The organism is Bacillus sp. FSL R5-0397 (genome assembly GCF_038593395.1).
In the GTDB taxonomy this organism is placed as follows: Bacteria; Bacillota; Bacilli; order Bacillales; family Bacillaceae; genus Bacillus; species Bacillus altitudinis.
This window is the reverse complement of the sequence record NZ_CP151992.1, coordinates 233,976-252,291: the sequence shown is the minus strand read 5'-3', so window position 1 is coordinate 252,291 and position 18,316 is coordinate 233,976. Positions and strand designations below refer to the sequence as shown.

The 18,316-nt window shown below is 40.2% G+C and carries 23 protein-coding genes and 1 riboswitch; of the genes, 9 read left to right on the top strand and 14 right to left on the bottom strand.

The features are described from left to right. Nucleotides 1-101: 101 nt before the first annotated feature. On the bottom strand, nucleotides 102-1,070 hold the full coding sequence (locus tag NSQ70_RS01400) for a rhodanese-related sulfurtransferase (protein WP_342502382.1): 969 nt from the start codon (nucleotides 1,068-1,070) through the stop codon (nucleotides 102-104). Nucleotides 1,071-1,269: 199 nt separating this feature from the next. On the opposite strand from NSQ70_RS01400, the gene NSQ70_RS01395 reads away from it, so the two are divergent. Continuing rightward, complete coding sequence (locus NSQ70_RS01395; protein ID WP_342502381.1) at nucleotides 1,270-2,352, top strand: iron-containing alcohol dehydrogenase family protein; 1,083 nt, start codon at nucleotides 1,270-1,272, stop codon at nucleotides 2,350-2,352. A 50-nt stretch (nucleotides 2,353-2,402) separates the two neighbouring features. Here the strand turns inward: NSQ70_RS01395 and NSQ70_RS01390 are convergent, their stop codons facing one another. The 4 genes from NSQ70_RS01390 to NSQ70_RS01375 form a co-directional block, all read right to left on the bottom strand. Next, on the bottom strand, nucleotides 2,403-3,230 hold the full coding sequence (locus tag NSQ70_RS01390; RefSeq protein WP_268431218.1) for an aldo/keto reductase: 828 nt from the start codon (nucleotides 3,228-3,230) through the stop codon (nucleotides 2,403-2,405). Nucleotides 3,231-3,326: 96 nt separating this feature from the next. Further along, nucleotides 3,327-3,743: a DUF5301 domain-containing protein gene (locus NSQ70_RS01385; protein ID WP_045034649.1), complete on the bottom strand. Its 417-nt coding sequence runs from the start codon at nucleotides 3,741-3,743 to the stop codon at nucleotides 3,327-3,329. Between the two features lie 29 nt (nucleotides 3,744-3,772). Next, complete coding sequence (locus tag NSQ70_RS01380; RefSeq protein WP_342502380.1) at nucleotides 3,773-4,234, bottom strand: DUF523 domain-containing protein; 462 nt, start codon at nucleotides 4,232-4,234, stop codon at nucleotides 3,773-3,775. Nucleotides 4,235-4,582: 348 nt separating this feature from the next. Then, entirely contained in the window at nucleotides 4,583-5,041 is a 459-nt protein-coding gene (locus NSQ70_RS01375) for a MarR family transcriptional regulator (RefSeq protein WP_024719151.1), read from the bottom strand. A gap of 207 nt (nucleotides 5,042-5,248) precedes the next feature. Here NSQ70_RS01375 and NSQ70_RS01370 point away from each other — a divergent pair, with 207 nt between their 5' ends. Next, entirely contained in the window at nucleotides 5,249-6,016 is a 768-nt protein-coding gene (locus NSQ70_RS01370; RefSeq protein ID WP_342473831.1) for a GNAT family N-acetyltransferase, read from the top strand. A 138-nt stretch (nucleotides 6,017-6,154) separates the two neighbouring features. Then, nucleotides 6,155-6,532, top strand: coding sequence for a hotdog domain-containing protein (locus tag NSQ70_RS01365; protein ID WP_008343876.1), 378 nt, complete (start codon nucleotides 6,155-6,157; stop codon nucleotides 6,530-6,532). Between the two features lie 53 nt (nucleotides 6,533-6,585). On the opposite strand, the gene NSQ70_RS01360 is transcribed toward NSQ70_RS01365, so the two are convergent. After that, nucleotides 6,586-7,758, bottom strand: a complete 1,173-nt coding sequence (locus NSQ70_RS01360; RefSeq protein WP_173407706.1) for an MFS transporter — start codon at nucleotides 7,756-7,758, stop codon at nucleotides 6,586-6,588. A gap of 77 nt (nucleotides 7,759-7,835) precedes the next feature. Next, a riboswitch (purine riboswitch) is annotated at nucleotides 7,836-7,935 on the bottom strand. A gap of 400 nt (nucleotides 7,936-8,335) precedes the next feature. Here NSQ70_RS01360 and proS point away from each other — a divergent pair. Beyond that, complete coding sequence (gene proS / locus NSQ70_RS01355) at nucleotides 8,336-9,769, top strand: proline--tRNA ligase (RefSeq protein WP_041091701.1); 1,434 nt, start codon at nucleotides 8,336-8,338, stop codon at nucleotides 9,767-9,769. Nucleotides 9,770-10,059: 290 nt separating this feature from the next. Continuing rightward, on the top strand, nucleotides 10,060-10,236 hold the full coding sequence (locus NSQ70_RS01350) for a hypothetical protein (protein WP_017358723.1): 177 nt from the start codon (nucleotides 10,060-10,062) through the stop codon (nucleotides 10,234-10,236). A 52-nt stretch (nucleotides 10,237-10,288) separates the two neighbouring features. On the opposite strand, the gene NSQ70_RS01345 is transcribed toward NSQ70_RS01350, so the two are convergent. The 8 genes from NSQ70_RS01345 to NSQ70_RS01310 all read right to left on the bottom strand — a co-directional run bounded on the left by NSQ70_RS01345 (nucleotide 10,289) and on the right by NSQ70_RS01310 (nucleotide 15,418). Beyond that, nucleotides 10,289-11,065, bottom strand: coding sequence for a sulfite exporter TauE/SafE family protein (locus NSQ70_RS01345; RefSeq protein WP_144679753.1), 777 nt, complete (start codon nucleotides 11,063-11,065; stop codon nucleotides 10,289-10,291). A gap of 58 nt (nucleotides 11,066-11,123) precedes the next feature. Then, nucleotides 11,124-11,354: a sulfurtransferase TusA family protein gene (locus NSQ70_RS01340; RefSeq protein WP_008343881.1), complete on the bottom strand. Its 231-nt coding sequence runs from the start codon at nucleotides 11,352-11,354 to the stop codon at nucleotides 11,124-11,126. Between the two features lie 34 nt (nucleotides 11,355-11,388). Next, a complete protein-coding gene (locus NSQ70_RS01335; RefSeq protein WP_327877911.1) occupies nucleotides 11,389-12,516 on the bottom strand; it encodes an MBL fold metallo-hydrolase in 1,128 nt (375 codons plus the stop codon). Between the two features lie 15 nt (nucleotides 12,517-12,531). Further along, nucleotides 12,532-13,092, bottom strand: coding sequence for a sulfurtransferase TusA family protein (locus NSQ70_RS01330; RefSeq protein ID WP_024719146.1), 561 nt, complete (start codon nucleotides 13,090-13,092; stop codon nucleotides 12,532-12,534). A gap of 52 nt (nucleotides 13,093-13,144) precedes the next feature. Next, on the bottom strand, nucleotides 13,145-13,501 hold the full coding sequence (locus NSQ70_RS01325) for a rhodanese-like domain-containing protein (RefSeq protein WP_039169331.1): 357 nt from the start codon (nucleotides 13,499-13,501) through the stop codon (nucleotides 13,145-13,147). A gap of 14 nt (nucleotides 13,502-13,515) precedes the next feature. After that, the gene (locus NSQ70_RS01320; protein WP_008343885.1) at nucleotides 13,516-13,998 is read right to left on the bottom strand and encodes a DsrE/DsrF/DrsH-like family protein; all 483 of its coding nucleotides are present in this window, start codon (nucleotides 13,996-13,998) and stop codon (nucleotides 13,516-13,518) included. Between the two features lie 125 nt (nucleotides 13,999-14,123). Beyond that, nucleotides 14,124-14,384 (bottom strand): metal-sensitive transcriptional regulator, encoded by a 261-nt coding sequence (locus NSQ70_RS01315; RefSeq protein WP_047946117.1) that lies wholly within the window; start codon nucleotides 14,382-14,384, stop codon nucleotides 14,124-14,126. 200 nt (nucleotides 14,385-14,584) lie between these two features. Beyond that, on the bottom strand, nucleotides 14,585-15,418 hold the full coding sequence (locus NSQ70_RS01310) for a hypothetical protein (RefSeq protein ID WP_008359322.1): 834 nt from the start codon (nucleotides 15,416-15,418) through the stop codon (nucleotides 14,585-14,587). A gap of 147 nt (nucleotides 15,419-15,565) precedes the next feature. Between NSQ70_RS01310 and NSQ70_RS01305 the strand changes: the two genes are divergently transcribed. From NSQ70_RS01305 to NSQ70_RS01290, 4 genes are all read left to right on the top strand, one after another. Beyond that, the gene (locus NSQ70_RS01305; RefSeq protein WP_017358716.1) at nucleotides 15,566-16,141 is read left to right on the top strand and encodes a hypothetical protein; all 576 of its coding nucleotides are present in this window, start codon (nucleotides 15,566-15,568) and stop codon (nucleotides 16,139-16,141) included. A gap of 11 nt (nucleotides 16,142-16,152) precedes the next feature. Further along, nucleotides 16,153-16,590 carry a hypothetical protein gene (locus tag NSQ70_RS01300; RefSeq protein ID WP_008359326.1) on the top strand — a complete coding sequence of 146 codons (438 nt, stop codon included), beginning with the start codon at nucleotides 16,153-16,155 and terminating at the stop codon, nucleotides 16,588-16,590. Nucleotides 16,591-16,696: 106 nt separating this feature from the next. Next, nucleotides 16,697-17,503 (top strand): hypothetical protein, encoded by an 807-nt coding sequence (locus NSQ70_RS01295; RefSeq protein WP_008359329.1) that lies wholly within the window; start codon nucleotides 16,697-16,699, stop codon nucleotides 17,501-17,503. After that, complete coding sequence (locus tag NSQ70_RS01290) at nucleotides 17,490-18,302, top strand: hypothetical protein (RefSeq protein WP_008359331.1); 813 nt, start codon at nucleotides 17,490-17,492, stop codon at nucleotides 18,300-18,302. The genes NSQ70_RS01295 and NSQ70_RS01290 overlap by 14 nt, the downstream gene beginning before the upstream one ends. Nucleotides 18,303-18,316 lie beyond the last annotated feature (14 nt).

Here is an 18,316-nt window from a genome sequence, read left to right as displayed (position 1 = left end):
CTTATTTTGAAAAAAACAAAACAAAAAAGAAAGAGGAAATGACTTCCTCTTCCCTCTGAACACGTATCATTCAAAGAAAAAAGGATAAAAGGGAAACCCTCTTATCCTTGTGAGATTGCTTGTTCTTTTTCAATGACAGCTAGTCTTTCTTGAACTTCTTCTTCAGACAAATTATGTTGTTTCACATAAAGGTTACGTTCGCTTGTGCGGCATTCATGGCTGCAGCTGCGCATATATTTATGCTCGCTTTCTTCTGTTGCAATCATTTTGCGGTTACACGCAGGGTTCGCACAGTTCACATAACGCTCGCAAGGTTCGCCAGAGAAGAAATCTTTTCCTACCACGACGTGCTCTGTTTGATTGACTGGAACCGTTAGGCGGTTATCAAACACATAACATTGACCGTCCCATAGCTTTCCTTGAACTTCCGGGTCTTTTCCGTATGTGACAATTCCACCGTCAAGCTGGGATACATCTTCAAAGCCTTCACGCTTTAACCATCCTGAGAATTTCTCACAGCGTACGCCGCCTGTGCAATACGTCAGAATTTTTTTCCCTTCAAGAATCTCTTTGTTGTCACGGATCCACTCAGGTAATTCACGGAATGTCTCAATGTCAGGGCGCACAGCACCTCTGAAGTGACCGACATCAAACTCATAATCATTACGTGCATCAATCACGACCGTATCAGGTGATTGCATTTGCTCGTAAAATTCAACTGGGCTGAGATGTTTCCCCGTTAATTCTAGCGGATTCACATCATCTTCAAGACTTAAATTCACCAATTCATTTCGGTGGCGGACGTGCATTTTCTTAAACGCATGACCATCTGCTTCGTCAATTTTAATTGGCATGGACGCAAAGCGTGGATCTTCTTTCAATGCTTGCATGTACTTGTCCGTCTGCTCAATGGTACCAGAAACGGTTCCGTTTATGCCTTCAGATGAAACAAGAATACGACCTAACAAACCAAGTTCCTTACAGAATGCTAGATGCTCTGCTGTAAACGTTTCTGGATCCTCAATGGGGACATATTGATAGTAAAGTAATACACGATATTGTTTTTCCATATATATAAACACCTCTTAAATTTAATCAAAACATACCATTTTATATCATACAGGAAATACATACCTTAAGGCAATGTCAGCAGTTCAATTCCATAAAACGGAAGGGTCTATGGTCTCATATTGTCCGATTATTTGACAGAACTTTCTGTAAAATGAGATGATTTAAGAACTATATGATTTCGTAAAGGAGCATAAGTCAATGATCCAGCCAGAAGAGATCGTCAGAAGCGGTCCTAACCAGTTTATTTCTCAAAAGGGGATTTATCATGAAATCGAGTCATTTGTTACTCCCTTTCAGTCACCAGCTATAGTGACAGGATATGACTCATATCAAGCCTTTTCACAGTACACAAAGCTTCCATCCGAGTGGCCTGTTGTTCAGCATAAAGGTTACAGTTCACCAAATGCGATCACACGAATTGCGGAAGAACTCAAGAGTTCAGACGTGATCATCGGAATCGGTGGCGGCACGATTTTAGATACAGCGAAGTCTGTTGCCGACGCTCTCCAAATTGAAGTGATCATGGTGCCGACGATTCCTGGGACATGTGCGGCTTCTACACCGCTCAGCGTCATTTATGATGACAAGGGAAATTTTATGAGGGTCGACTATCATAAGCGGTCCAGCTATCTCACGTTAATTGATCATACTTTTTTGCTTTCATCTCCTCTTTCCTATCTCCAAAGCGGAATTGGGGATACGCTGGCAAAATGGTATGAAGCGGAAGCCATTATTCGTAACACAAAAAGCACCTTGCCGCTCATGGTACATGCTGCATTAAAGCAGGCAGTGTACGTTCGTGACATTCTTCTGACTCATAGTGAAGAAGCCGTTAGGAGTTTAAAAACAGGTCAGCTTTCTCAAGCCTTTGCAGATGTAACAGATACGATCATTACGTTAGCCGGAACAGTCGGCGGCTATGGAGGACGTTATGGCAGAATGGCAGGAGCCCATGCTGTTCATAATGGATTAACATTTATTGATGAAACACATCATGTGTTACATGGACAAAAAGTGGCCTATGGCATTCTCGTTCAGCTTGCCGCAGAAAACCGTATGACGGAAGTAGAAGAATTACTTGAGCTCTATCAAACACTCGGATTACCTAGAACGATGCGTGAGCTTGGCATCACAGCTCAGCTAGAGGAAGCAGCACATACAGTGGCAAACCATGCTGCACGTAAAGATGAAACCTTTTGTTTGATTGGAGACTATACGAAAGAGCAAATTGTCGACGCCATTCAAATCATTGAGACCTATCAGCCTCAAAAAACGGTCTGAACATACCGGCAAATAAAAAGCACAGGCATCCCGCCCGTGCTTTTCTTATATTAAAAATCGAAGTTATCTGGGTCTGGACCCGTGCGCTCATCTTCATTGAGCTGATCAATGACACTCATTTCATGGGCGGACAACTCGAAATCAAATACGTTTGTGTTTTCGATGATTCGGCTCTTCGTCACAGATTTCGGAATGGTGATAATGCCATGCTGCAAGTCCCATCGAAGAATGACTTGCGCCACTGACTTCTCATGTTTTTTCGCAATATCTTGAAGCACCGGATGGTTAAGAAGTTTCCCGCTGCCTAATGGCGACCATGCTTCTACATGAATGCCTTTTGCCTTGCAGTAGTCACGTAAAGGCTCCTGCGTCAGCTTCGGATGCAGCTCAATTTGATTGACCATTGGTACCACTTCTGCCTCTTCTAATAAATCTTCTAAATGGTGCTGATGGAAGTTACACACGCCAATGGCTTTCACGCGGCCGTCCTTATACAGCTTCTCTAGCGCTTTCCACGTTTCTTTATATTTGCCTTCAACAGGCCAATGGATTAAATAAAGATCTAATACATCCAAACCAAGTTTATTCATACTTGTTTCAAAAGCTTCAAGCGTTGACTCATATCCTTGATCATTATTCCACACTTTTGTCGTAATGAACAGATCATCGCGAGAGATGCCTGATTGCTGAATGGCTTTGCCAACACCTTCTTCATTTTGATAGGCCGCTGCTGTATCTATACTGCGATAGCCCGCTTCTAGTGCGTCTTTGACTGCATTTACAGCCTCATCCCCATCTTTTACTTGCCATACACCAAAGCCAAGCTTCGGCATTTTCACTCCGTTTGCTAATGTGACTGTATCTGTTAATCCACTCATCAAACAAACCTCCGCTTCATTTTTGCTTACCATGCACTATACCCGAATGTGCGAAAGATCATGCATGAAGATAAACCATTCATAGACTGAATGATCTTATTTGATGTATTGTCCTATATCGACTTGATTTGCATCAACGATTTGGTATTCACTGATTCGGTTTTTTGTTTTAGAACCATCATACGTCTCTAAAAAGCTTTGGTCATAAAAAGTCAGACCATACATTTGCTTTTCGTTCTCGTACACTCTGATCCAATAAGATTCTTTTGAGGCTTTTTTAGCCTCGTTTATTTTCTTTAATTGAATACCCGAAAATTTCTTCAGCAGCTTTTGAATATCCTCTTTCTTATCCACCACAACGCGCTCATCATCATGCTCAATTTGAATGGAAGTCACTTTATCTTTATCAATCGAGACCACATCATCAAAAGCATATGTTTTGGCATTAATCATAAAATAAAGACCTATTCCGATGAAAATAACGACTACTAAACCAATGATCCACTTCTTCAACCTAACTCCTCCTTCAATTCACGCCATCCCTACACAAACAGCGAGGTCCAATCATCCTCCTCAGAGAATACTTGAATCCCATGCTGTTTCAGCAAGGCAGACGTCACACCGTCCCCAGCCTTTGTCTTCCCGTTAAACTCTCCCCGATAGATCATCCGGCTTCCGCAGGAAGGGCTGTACTCTTTTAACACGACGGATGTTGCGCCAAGAGTCTGAACCTGCTTAAGCGTGTCTTGTGCACCATTTACATACATCTCTGTCACATCTGTTCCATGAACATCAACAACAGCAGCCTGCCCACGTAAGACATCATGACCATCTCCACCAATAATTTCTGCGGGAGATCTTGGTGTAGAAAAGCCGCCAAGCAGCTCAGGGCAAATTGTTACCGCCTTTCCTTCCTGCACAAGCTCCTCGATACGTTGATCTAATCGATGGCTGCCATTATAACGGACCTTTAATCCCGCAAGACAAGCGCTGACAACGATCATGTATGTTCCTCATTTCTATGTATTGAACGTTTTTTGCTAACTTTAAAATAAATCCATAAAGGCAAACAGAGTATCGTGTACATCAGAAAGGGCAGAGCACAATACAAAACAGCCGCCCACATGGACCCTTCAACTCCTGTCACTCCAAAAAAATAAACAAATAATAGCAAGCTGACAAACAATCCGACGAACGGCATGATAAATACATATTTTTTGAAATTTTCCATCATCTCTTCCACCAACACGGTTCCCTCCCTCAATCATCCTCACGAATAACGTCAATATATGTTAATTTTACCATAAAAAAACCGAAAGCATCTAGTTTATAGAAAGCTTTCGGTCCGTTATTTATATCTTTTCCTTCCAAGCCTTTAAGAAGCGCTCAATAACCTGTAGCTCGTCTTCATTAAATTCATGGAGGAATTCTAAATAGGAGGAGACTGCCTGTTCATGAAGCTCATCATGCAGTGCCGCAAGCTGTGTGCCTTCCTCTGTCAGTGAATAATAGACGGATTTCTTGTCACCTTGCCGGTGGCAATAGTCGACCATGCCTTTTTCGATGAGCTTTTTCACAGCCTTTGTAATGGCTGGTTTTGATAGTTTTAGTTGTTGTGAAAGAAATGTATTATTGGATTCATTAGGGTTTGCTTGAATCATAGATAAAATATGAAGCTGTGTAAGTGTCCAATCTTGCTTGAGTGTATCAGTCGTGGTAATCAGTGGATCTGTTGGATCATTCCGTTTCTTTTCCCTATGCATAATCAAATCTTGAATCGCTTTTAAGACAATCTGCTCGTTTGTTTCCATCTGAACCTCCACTCTTAACTGGTTAATAAAATGGTACTAATAATCAATAAAGGAGTCAAAAGAAATGTGGGCATGAGGAAAAGAATGGGTCATCAGACCTGATAAATAAGAGAACTTTTTTACTAGATTACAAGAGACCGCACAATTTCCTTTTCTTTGCTATTATTTATGATAGGTAACCCTCAATCAAAAAAAGAAGGTGAGAGAATGAAAACAGAGCAGCAAATGGCCATTCGCCAGTTAGAAGAAAAAATAAATTTGTTTTCTTCTGTTGTCAACGGATCGTTCCTATCAACGGAAGATTTCGTTCTATCAAACACGCATATATCAACTGACACGTTCAATTTGTTATTACCCATTTCAGCGCACATACAAGATCAACAAAAAGTGGAAGCTGCCATCGAACAAATGCAGCAACAGCAACTAACATTCAGCACATGGATCACTCAAAGCCTGCTCCACCCCGATTGGTCGAATATCATGCAGAAATATGGGCTTCAAGAAGTGGAACGCAATACCATCATGATGCTTGAACATACAAACGACATCGATCAAAGGACCTCTCAATCGCTTACGATCAAGGAAGTGACTGACGATCAAACTTTTCTCGATTATCAACATTTATTTACCGAACTTTTCGAAGGATCACCTGAGGCAATCTCTTTAAACAGCTATTTCCAGCGCTTTTCGATTGAACGATTACACCCGAGTACCCGCATGTTCGTTGGATATGAACACAACAAACCGGTCACAACGGGCTTATTGATCGAAACAGCAGACAGCTACGGTATTTATGATGTCATCACAAAGGCAGAACACCGCGGAAGAGGACTTGGCAGTGACATGTTTCATTACCTTCTGACCCAGACAGATAACAAACAAAAGTGTGTGATGTTACAAGCCTCAAATGACGGCAAACATATCTATCAACGTGCCGGATTTCAACCAATTGGAGAAATGGTAGTTTTTGAATAGAAGATGACATTTTTCCTGACTTATCAAGGGCAAAGAAAGGCATCCTGTCTCTTCTTTGCTTCCAACATCTCACCACAAAAATGAATGTACATTCATTCACTCCTTTGGTACATTTAAAAAAAGGAGCTGAAAAAACAGATGGTTCGACCAGGCGATCAATTTCAAACAAGCAAAACCTATACGCATGAAGATGTGATTCAATTTGGCGAGATGACAGGTGATCTCGGCAAACATCATACCGAGCTAGATGATCAAGGCAGGCTCATGGTACACGGTTTTCTCACAGCAAGTCTAGCCACGAAGCTTGGCGGTCAGTTTCATTTTATCGGTCAAGAGATGACATGTACCTTCATACGCCCTGTTTATACAGGTGACACGATTACCTGTCAGATGGCGGTCACCAAAGTAGAACCCCTTGAAAAATACCATCGTGTCCACCTTTTTTCCCGTTATATCAATCAGCATGGAGAAGAAGTCATTACTGGTAAAAGTGAAGGTGTGGTTTTCAAAAAATAAAAAGCTGCCTATGATGAGGCAGCTAACTAACACGAAAACGTTCTTATTCTCTTCTATTCAGCCTGATGCTGACGATCCATATAAAGCGGCGGTCTCTTTAATGAAATCACTGCACAGCTAAAGGCAATCAGCACAAAAATAGCGCCGAATTTAGCCAAGTCAACGGATGAACCAGTCATTGTAAACATGACGCCGCCCACTGCTGATCCAATGGAAATCCCAATTTGCAAAGCGGATGTATTCAAACTCTGCTGAATATCAGACGTCACAGGGTCTGTTTGAATCAAATAGCTCTGCAAAGCAGGTGTCAGTGCCCAGCTAAGAGAACCCCATAGGACAACCATCACCATAAAGAGCATAAACACTCCTGCTGTATAAGGAAGGATAAACATCACAATGGCAAACGCGATTGTCACCAGCAAAATGGCTTTCCCTGATCCTAGTTTGTCACTCAGCCAGCCGCCAAACCCATTCCCGCCAATCGACGCAAGCCCGAAGACCAAATAACAAATACTAATCCAAAACGGAGTCATATGGAGAACTTCCATCAGAAATGGCGTGAAATAAGAATACAGCATATAATGACCAGCAAGCATAAACAAACTAATCAAATGTGCACTGAAAATTTTCGGATGCCCTAAAGAACGAATTTGTTCTTTAAGCGGCGTGACTTTTTCAACAGGCATTTTCTCCAATAGAAAATAAATGAGTACCATAGATATGGCTGACAGAATACTGATTCCTAAAAACATCACTCTCCAGCCAAAGCTCTCTGTAATAAAAATACCGATCGGTACACCGAGAACAAGTGATGAGCTAATCCCAATAAAAATCAGACCTAATGCTTTCGCTCTATGCGCCGGTTCCACCAGCTTGGCCGTAATCGTCAATGATAACACCACAACAAGCGCTGTACTCATGGCAATCAAGACCCTAGAGATCATGACAAGGGCAAAGGTGGAACTAAAATATGTGAATACATTGCCTAATGTAAAGACCAATAATGCGATTAAATAAAGACGCTTTCGTTCGATTTTGGCTGTGACGGTCAGTAGCACCGGTGCTGAAATAGCATACACAATCGCAAATACCGTGATCAGCTGCCCAGCTGTCGCAAGAGACACATTGAGATCCTCTGCTAAACTTGGCAAAATGCCCCCGACCACAAGCTCAACTAATCCAACCGCAAAAGTAGAAACAGCTAATAAATAAACTCTCCAGTTCATGTCTAACATCCCTTCTCTATATCATGGCTTTCACTTTTGATACAGGGTGCAGACAAACAAAAAAACCCTGATTACAAAAAAGGAAAGCGCGCTTTTGTAATCAGGATTTATCGGATCCTGGTAGAAACCCTCAAACCATATTATTGAGGTTATACAAGTCTATTTTTTTCTTCAAATATATTAGCATAGCCTTCCATAACGTGCAAGCTGCAAAAACAGAAAATGTTTGCCAATGGCTCTTCGACATAAACGACCTCAGAAAGGCATGAAATGAACTTGCGGACCAACTTGCTTTCTCCCCCATTTACAGGTAAACTGATGAAAAATCAACGAACAAGAATCAACGTAGATCTGGAATAGTAGCTTGAATCGATCTTTACCAGAGAGGGAACGGTGCTGAGAAGTTCCTACTGACATCTTCAAGTGAACCTGCCGATTTAGTTCTGTTTCATACAGCGGTTCATACCGTTATCATGATCGAGTGTAAAGCTGTGCTTTAAATTAGGGTGGTACCACCAGGAATGGTCCCTAACTTAAAGCACAGCTTTTTTGTTTTTTTAAAAGGAGGAAAAAGACCATGTCAAAGAAACAATTTGTTGAGAAAATTACAAGCATGGAAGACGACTTTGCCCAGTGGTATACAGATGTTGTCACAAAGGCGCGTCTCGTCGATTATTCAAGCGTTAGAGGCAGTATGATTATTCAGCCATACGGTTTTAAAATTTGGGAGAATATTCGCGACGAACTTGATCGTCAAATCAAAGAAACGGGTCACGAGAATGTCTATATGCCGCTCTTTATCCCAGAAAGCCTTCTCCAGCAGGAAAAAGATCATATCGAAGGCTTTGCTCCTGAAGTGGCGTGGGTGACACATGGCGGTGATTCGGAATTACAAGAAAGACTCTGCGTCAGACCAACCTCTGAAGTGCTGTTCGCCGAGCATTATAAAAACATCATTCACTCCTATCGTGATTTACCGAAGTTATATAACCAATGGGCCAATGTCGTCCGCTGGGAAAAGACAACACGTCCATTCCTTAGAACCCTTGAATTCCTCTGGCAGGAAGGGCACACTTGTCACGAGACTGAGCAAGAAGCGATTGAAGAAACAGAAAAAATGCTCCATGTCTATGCGTCTATTTGTGAAGAGCTTCTAGCGATCCCTGTCATTAAAGGAAGAAAAACAGAGAAAGAAAAATTCGCTGGCGCTCGCTTCACCTATACGGTTGAAAGCTTGATGCATGACGGAAAAGCCCTGCAAACCGCCACTTCTCACTTCTTCGGCAACGGATTTGCCAAGGCGTTTGGCATTGAATTTTTAAATCGAGAAGGAAAATTAGAGCATGTCCAGCAAACATCATGGGGCTTCACCACAAGAATCATTGGCGCTATGATCATGGTGCATGGCGATGACAGAGGACTTGTCCTGCCGCCAAACATTGCGCCAACCCAAGTACGTGTTGTGCCAATTGCTTCCCATAAAGAAGGTGTCCTCGATCATGCCTATGAATTAAAGGATCGACTCGCCCGCATCGCACGCGCTGACATCGATGCAAGTGATAAACAGCCAGGCTGGAAATTCAACGAATGCGAAATGCAGGGCATCCCATTACGCGTAGAAGTAGGACCAAAGGATATGGAAAAAGGCCAGGTGATGCTCGCAAGACGAGACACAGGTGAAAAGCAAGCCGTCACGTTAGATGCGCTTGAACAAACCATCACGTCCACGCTTGAAGACATTCAGCAGACGATGTACGAAAAAGCTAAAGAACGATTACATGAAAAAACATCAAACGCCCACACAATCGAAGACATCGAGCAGCTTCTTGCCGAAGAAAACAGGTTGATCAAAGCCATGTGGTGCGGTGATGAAGACTGCGAAAACGACATCAAAGAGAGAACAGGGGCGACATCACGCTGTATCCCGTTTGAACAAGAATCCGTTTCTGACACATGTGTCTGCTGCGGGAAACCTGCTTCTGATATGGTGTTCTGGGCAAAAGCCTACTAATCATGCTTCAAATTGTTGACAAGGGCTAAAATGAACTTTATTTTAGCCCTTTGTCTTCTTTTCAGCGTGACGGAAAGCCTTCGGACTCTTGCGAAGCGAAATTAAAAATCATGAGCGCCAGCATGCAGGGCTGACAAAGAATGCGAGGATTTGTCTACACGCTGAAGCATCTTATACGATGCTTTTTTTTTGTTAAAAAGAGCCAAATATCCATTGACCTCCTTCACACAATCCCCTATAATTCATATTAATATAATCGGTTTTTAAGACTTTAACTGGAGTGGTGATCTATGAAGCGCTGGCTCTCAATTTTTAACGAACGCTGTCCAAAATGTAAAACAGCATTAGATGTCTCGAAGTCCAATGCCTTGCAAGGCAAAGTCGTGAAAACATGCCCCAATCTTCATTATCAAAAAGAGTACCACCCTGCACTTGAAACGTATATCGAGCACGATGACATGAAATAAAAAAGACCAACACATGGAAAAGAGCCCTTGCTCTCAGTTGTTGGTCTTTTTCTTATAATAAATCCACCCAGATTTTGATCGCTGTGGCTGTAATCATCACGGCAAGCGCCCATTGCAAATAAACGGCATTGATTTTCTGGCCAATTTTCGCCCCAATCGGCGCGGCCATCAAACTGGCTACCATTAAGACAAGAGCAGGCAAGAACATGACTTGACCAGTCAGCACTTTCCCAGCCGATGCGCCGATTGCAGAGAGAAACGTAATCGCCAGAGACGACGCAATCGTCATCCGCACAGGGATTTTGAGAATCGATAGCATCACCGGCACTAAAATAAAGGCACCGCCTGCACCTAATACACCCGATACACTTCCGATCACAAAGGCAATACCAGCCGCCAGTCCTTTATGAAAGGTCACCTCTCCATCCGCTTCTGCCTGCTGACCTTTTTTCGGAACAAGCATTAAAATGACAGCGACAATGGCAAGCAGACCATAGACTACATTGATGCCTTTCTCTGGAAGGAAATGTGATAAATAGCTGCCTAATAAACTCCCTGCCAATATACTGCTCCCCATATATAAAATCAATGGTCGATGTAAAAATCCGCTTTTTCGATACGCCAGCACACCGCCGAGTGTCGAAAATAGTACTTGAATGGCACCAATCCCTGAAACCTCGTGTGCCGATAATGCCATCACTCCGACAAGAGGCGGGATATAAAGCAGCATGGGATAGTTGATCACCGATCCTCCTATTCCGACCATTCCTGATAAGAAGGAACCAATAAATCCGATGATAAATAAAGTAATGAAAAATGCAAAATCCACGCTGGTCTCCTCCTTTGCAAAAGGAAAAGGGGCTCCCTCATAGATACCCCTCTCCCCTTTAGGACCCTTTTCTCACCCAGAACTTCAGCACATGTCCTTCATCCGTCTGCGTGATCAATTCATGTCCGCTTGACTTAGCCCATGCAGCCAAATCAGCTTTGGCTCCTTTATCTGTTGCATGTATTTCTAATACTTGACCTTCTGCCAAGTCGTTCATTTTTTTCTTCGTCCGAATAATCGGCATCGGGCATGCAAGCCCGGTTACGTCTAAAATGTGATCTGATGTCATCTGATCATCCCTCGCTTCTTTATTTTATTGAACATTATCGAATCGCACAACGGTTTGGACCAATTTCCATGTCTCGCTGCGCTTCCTCGTCTGGATGCAGCTTCCCCATATTGGTAGACCGAATGTCTTGATAAGCGTTTGGCTGTGCAGGGAGATGCTGCGTGACCATTTGTCTAAATACGTCTTCATCTTCAATGTTCAGCCCGTGATTTTCTTCAAACAAAGCGCCTAGCTCCTTCCAAACGCTCCCGTCTTCATTCAGCTCATCCACGATCATAAAATGTGCAGGCAGCACAATCAATTCTGCCGAAAGCGCCGTATATCGTGTATAAAGGGTTTCTCTCAAATCACCTACCCAGTCCTCCGCCATACCGGCTAGGTCAGGTCTTCCGATCGAATCAATGAACAAAATATCACCTGAAAGGAGATAACGGCCGTCTACGATAAAAGAGGTTGAACCAATCGTATGGCCCGGTGAATAAAGAGCATGAATATCAATCTCCGTCGCTCCAATCGTCACACGCTGTCCTTCTTCAAGGTGATTGTAATCAAATGTCACCTCTTCGGCGTCTTTTGGCGGTAGCCAATAGATAGCACCAGTCTGTTCAGACAGCTTTTTCCCGCCAGATATATGGTCCGCATGAAGGTGCGTATCAAACACATGCGTCACTGTGACTTGATGTTTTTTAGCAAATTGCGTATAGACCTCCGTCATTCTAGCCGCATCAATAATCGCAGCTTCCCCATTCGACATGATCATATAGGACAAGCACCCCTTGCCCATTCGCACAAATTGGTACAACTCTCCACCGCCAGTTAAATCACCGATCTTCACTGGCTCTAAATGCTCACTCCATGCCTTCATGCCGCCTTGCAAATAATGGACCGTTCTGCCTGCCTCTGACAGCATCTCTGCCACCATAATAGAAGAGCCCTCTTTCGCACAAACGACCAGTACATCTAGGTCATCCGGTATGTTCTCCACCATATCCTCTACGCCATCAAGAAGCTCAAAGTAAGGCACATTTAAATATTCAACGGCTTTCCCTTCAATTTTCCAGTCCTGCACATCTGATTCGTTTCGTACATCCAACAAAAAGATCGGCTCTTTGTTAATGATCTTTTTTGTTAACTGTTCTGCTGTCATTGCTTTTACAGTCATTGGTTCATTCAGCTCCTATTTTTCAATCTCTCCTGTCCAGCTGTTCATGCCTGGCACTACATTGATCAATTGATGGAATCCTTTTTCTTTTAACTTTTGTGCGGCTAATTCACTTCTTCTGCCTGAATGACAGATGAGGTAAATGAGCGTCTCTCGGTTCAATTCTTCAGCACGTTGTTCCACCTCACCGAGAGGAATGTGAACAGCTCCTGGAATATGACCCGCTTCATATTCATCCGGCTCTCGTACATCTAAAATAAACAATGACTGATCTTCTTTTACCTTCTGTTGAAACATGTTCAACGACATTTCCGAAATCATTGACTGCTCCTCCTCCTGTTTCGCTCCGCCTTTACGAATCAAATGATGAAGCACCTGTCCTTCTACTTTTGTTCCTAAAAATTCATGACCGGCGCTTTTTGACCAAGCTGCTAAATCCGCTGTAGACCCTTTATCGGTTGCTTGCACTTCAAGCACATCTCCTGGCAAGAGCTCATTCATTTGTTTTTTCGTTTTGACAATGGGCATTGGGCATGCCAATCCTTTTGCATCTAGAATTGCTGTTGGTTGCTGCATTGTTTTTCCTCCTTTTATAGGGGTGGGGGTATATTTTAAAGCCTATTTATACCTATAATCGCCAAGCATTCATGCCACCCTTGATATTCGTAATGTGGGTAAATCCCTGTTTTTTTAACAATTTAGCCGCCTGCATACTTCTCATCCCGCTCTGGCAGATCACATACACTTCTTTGTCTTTCTCAAGCTCATGCGATCGATTCCTTAACTGTGGTAAGGGGATATTTTGAAAGCCTTTTATATGATTTGTTTGAAACTCTAAAGGTGATCGCACGTCTATCAGCTGTTGATGCCGACTATGCAATTTAGGTTTCAGATGAGCTGCGTCCATTTGTTTCACACCCCGTACGGGAAGAAAACGGCTCACAAGCAAAGCGATCACAATAATGAGCAAAAGCATTTGAATCATGTATGGACACCCCCCTAGATAAATAAGTTCACATTCCCGATTTCTGCCTCTGCTAAATACGCTGCCACACCGGCATATTGAATGTCTGCTAGTAATTCATTCTCCTGTAGCCCTAAGAGATCCATCGTCATCGTACATGCCACGAGATTGATCTCTTGTTCCTTTGCCATATCAATGAGCTGCGGCAGGGTCATGGCATTGTGTTTGTTGATCACATGCTTGATCATCTTCGGTCCCATTCCTGCAAAATTCATCTTTGACAGCCCCATTCGATCAGCGCCACGAGGCATCATTTTGCCAAACATTTTTTCTAAAAATCCCTTCTTCAGTGGCACCATCTCTTCCTTACGCAAGGCATTCAGCCCCCAAAAAGTATGAAAAATAGTCACCTCGTGATCATAAGCTGCTGCGCCATTTGCAATAATATAAGCGGCCATCGCTTTATCATAATCTCCACTAAATAAAACAATTGTCGTTCGTTTTTTCTGTTCCTCCATCATGATCCTCCTTATCTTAATTACCCATGGGGGTATACTAAAACAAAAAAATATATACACATACCGGTAAGGGTATATTATAACAAGTAAAAAAATTCGTCAACCTCCAAAGGCTGAGGAATTTCTTACCGGCTTTTCACCAAGAGCTCAACCGCTTCTTTGACAAGCCCCTCTGTATCCTTGCCTTGCTCAAGACTTTCACGGACACACTTTTCAAGGTTTGTACTCACAATCACACCCATCGCCCGATCAATCGCATTACGAGATGCAGATAGCTGCGTCACCACCTCGCGGCAATCCTTTCCCTGCTCCATCATCGCAAGAACTCCTTTAATCTGCCCTTCAATCCGGCGAAGACGATTCTTCATCTGCTGATTATACTCCACGTTTAACACTCCTTTCTCTTTTCCCTATGATCAGATAGTATACCCTGATAGGTATTTAGTCAAACATGATGATGGTATTAAAAAGAAGAACTATTGATATAAATATCACAACAGTTCCTCAATTTTAAGTACTTTATTCTTCCAAAGATCGGGTAAATTTAGATTTCAAAATCTACAGGATACTATTGGGTTATAAAATCTCATTCCTTTTCCATATCACTTATTAAATCATACTTAGATAGATAAATTCCCCCACCTATCGAAAAAACAATACAGAGAATAGGAACTATAATTAGTGTCATAATAATTGAGACAACTGGAGGTAAACCAAACATAGGATGCCTAATCAGCATAAATTCATTCCCAAGTAGCATTGGATTATCTGAGAAAATGGAAAGAAATAAAATACAGATACAAATTATGAAACTATAAATTGTTTTAAAAATTAATGTTAAAAAAGCAAAGATAAAAGTAAAAAGAAATGTGCCAGCTATATTTAAGAGAATTGAATAAACAATAATTTGACTATAAGAGAATTGAAAGGACGAATATCTTAAAATACTTTCGCCGTAATCTGTCAAGTTATTTACTGTCCCCCCACTCAATTTCCAAACAAACCAGGTAAGGGACAATATTAATATGTAGAAGATAAATATTGCGGCACAACAAAATAATAGTTTGCTTACCCACATTTTAAATATTGACTTTGTTCTAACTCTAATAAAGGCACTATGGGCAAATAGATCTTCTTTTATAAAAGTATTGACCAATATTGCACCACTTAATTGAAATATAATCCATCCAAAAGGAAATTCAATTGTTTGTTGTTCGACAAGTTCAAAGGGAACACCTGCAAAGGTTTTACCAATAACATCCCAAAATGCAACATTACTTTTAGTTAAACTAATATGCAGAAAATAAAGGTAGTATAGGAAATTAAACAACCCTAGAATAGATATAATGATAAAAGTTTTTGTAGTTCTATGAAACCCAAGAATCATATCTCTTTTAAAAAGTAATAATAAACCAATCATGTAAAAAAGCCCTCTCTTATCAACTAACTAGAACATAGCATAACATAGCATTTTAAATAAAAAAATACAAAAAAAGGTGTATTTTTCTTTATTTTATTGTATAATTCTCACGTACCGGTACAAATTATGGTTTTAGTGGGGAAAATAGTGAAAAAGTTATTTACATTTTTTTTAATTTTAATAATGATATCTTTAATTAGTGCTTGTCAATCAAATAATTTCAATAACACCATAAAAGACAAAGCTCCAGATCCTTCTGTAAGTATAGAAGATTTGGATAATAGCACAAAGGATGATTCTAAAATATTCTATTTTGATACCGAACAAAAGCAAAGTCTTTTTAAAGTTATATTTTGGGAAAAGTTGAAAGAGGATCATTATTATCAAGGTCAGATAAAGAATAATGATGTGGCAATTGAAAATGTTTTCAAAGGAGAGGACATTGAAGTTGGACCACTTCCTAAAAATTATGAATTAGCGATGACCTTTAGTCAAAAAGAACCTCCCCCATCAAAAATCTTGGGAAAATTGAAAGATGATAGAGGAGTTACTCATCAATGGGAACAACCTTATGATAGATCAGATGTAGATCACGATTATTTAATTAATTTACCAACATTCAAAGGTCAGAAAGCAGAAATAGCATTAAGAATGATTTGGCTAAATAAAGATAATAATTGCATAGGTGTCGCAGATAAATACTTAATTGTAAGTAAACAATGAGGTGAAGACAGTTGAAAAACAAAATAATCATTAGCCTAACTTTAATTCTAGGAGTAACCTTTTCTACTATAGGAATTGTGCATGTCTATGCAGGAGAACCAAGTGGCAACTATAAAGATACTAATTATAATTTTAGATTTCTAAAAGGAAATCCATATGATGAGACAACATCTAGAACAAAATTTACTAAATCTTGGTATTATATGAACAGTGAAAAGAATAATACTTCTTATGTAGCCTGGGCCAGATCTAAAGGAAAAGATGTTTCAGATGGCCACTATTATACAATTAAGAAAAATTATAAAGGAGTACAACTCCTATACAATTTGGCAGTTGAAAAAACATTCTTGGGAATAGGATATCCGCCTGTTTCGATAGGTGCTAAGAAGAATGCAGCTGGTCATGCTAATGGCAAATGGAGTCCCGATTACGATCCAAAAAGCCCTTGATTCTATTAGGCTCTTTAAATTCAAAAGAGAACTATGTGACACAGCGACTCAGAATTAACTGAGTCGCTTCTATATTTAGTTTTAAATAAACGAAATGGAGAGAAACATGTTTTATTTGCTTATATTACGATTAATAAAGCGCCCTTCTTTTTACATATCATTAGCCATTGGTGCAATTTTAGCGATTGCTTATTTTTGGACAGAAGAAATGCCACTCAAAGAACATTTAGAACTTACAGGAGGAATTTCTTTTACCCCTTATACAAAATGGATGGGGATCGGTGGAATATCAGATTATCCAGCACTTTACATGTTCTTATTACCAATTTTGGCAACACTCCCATTTTCAGATCTGTACTCAAGAGATCGGTCAACTGGTTTTTTTCGCTTTTTAATTATTAGAGGAAAACAAAAACAATATTTCTTTAGTTTGTTTCTTATAAACTTTTTAGCAGGTATGCTCACAGCTGTCTTTCCCCTATTATTAAATATTTATTTGTCTTTCATGAGACTTCCAAATATAAAACCTGATAGAGCGATTAACAATGAGATGCCTTTAGACTCTGATAATACTTTCTTACCAGATCTATATTATACACATCCCTTTGTTCATATGCTTTTATATGTCATATTGATTGGTATTTTCTCTGGTATGTTCGCAAGTATAGCTTTGGGATTTGGAATGTTTATTAAAAAATCATTTGTTGTTCTAATTACACCTTTTGCAAGTTTATATGTCATAAACATGGTACTTTCAACACTAGGGCATCAGGAAATGATATCAACAAGCTTCTTGCAACAACAGGCTACAGATGGTGTGAGTCTAGCAAGTCTTGTTTTACACTTGTTTATCGGATTTATGTTAAGTTTTTCATTATACATTCTAGGGGTTAAAAAGAATGTTATTCGTTAAAGAACTACATATCGTTTTACTCGACATATGCCGTTATAAAGTGCGATTATTCATCTGGTTTTTTTGTTATTTGCTCTGTATTTTATATTTAGTCAAAGAAAGTATACCGCAACATGGAATAATGGGAATACCACAATCTTTAAATTTATTTTTCTCTTCCTATACATTTATTTTTCCCGTATTACCCCTTTTTCTAATGTTTTTTTCATTTGGAATCGTACCTTTTTTCGACTCTTCTCGTTTTGTTCGTTATCAAAAAAGAGAAAAAGTATTTTTATCGTTATTATTACGTGTCTTTTGGATCTGTCTAATATTCACTCTCATATACCTAATCGGTGGTTTCCTTCTGGGTGGCTTCCTGTCAGGAAGGTGGAACAACGTTTGGCTGTCTACAAAAGGAGCTCCATACTTAATATATGGCGATCAACTACCTTTAGATGAATACTTTTCATCTAATATCATGTTAATTAGATATCTGATTACAAGTTTATTGGTATTCCATCTGATCGGACTATTTGTTGTGGTTTGCTATTTGTTAAGTAAAAATTATATATACAGCTTTATTATCATTTCATCTGCTGTGATTCTTGATAAAATGCTTAATATTTATTTTGGTTTTTCTTTCATTAATGACTCACTGTCATTAGAAATGACATCTTGGCTTATACCAGGTTTATTTTCTAGAATGATTTATTTATTTAGTGGTTTTGGATTACTTTTTACTTTTCTAGCATATAAAATTTTTATCAAACAAGATTTTTTAACTGAATACGGCAATGATCATGAAAAAGAATATTAATCGAGGTGAAACTC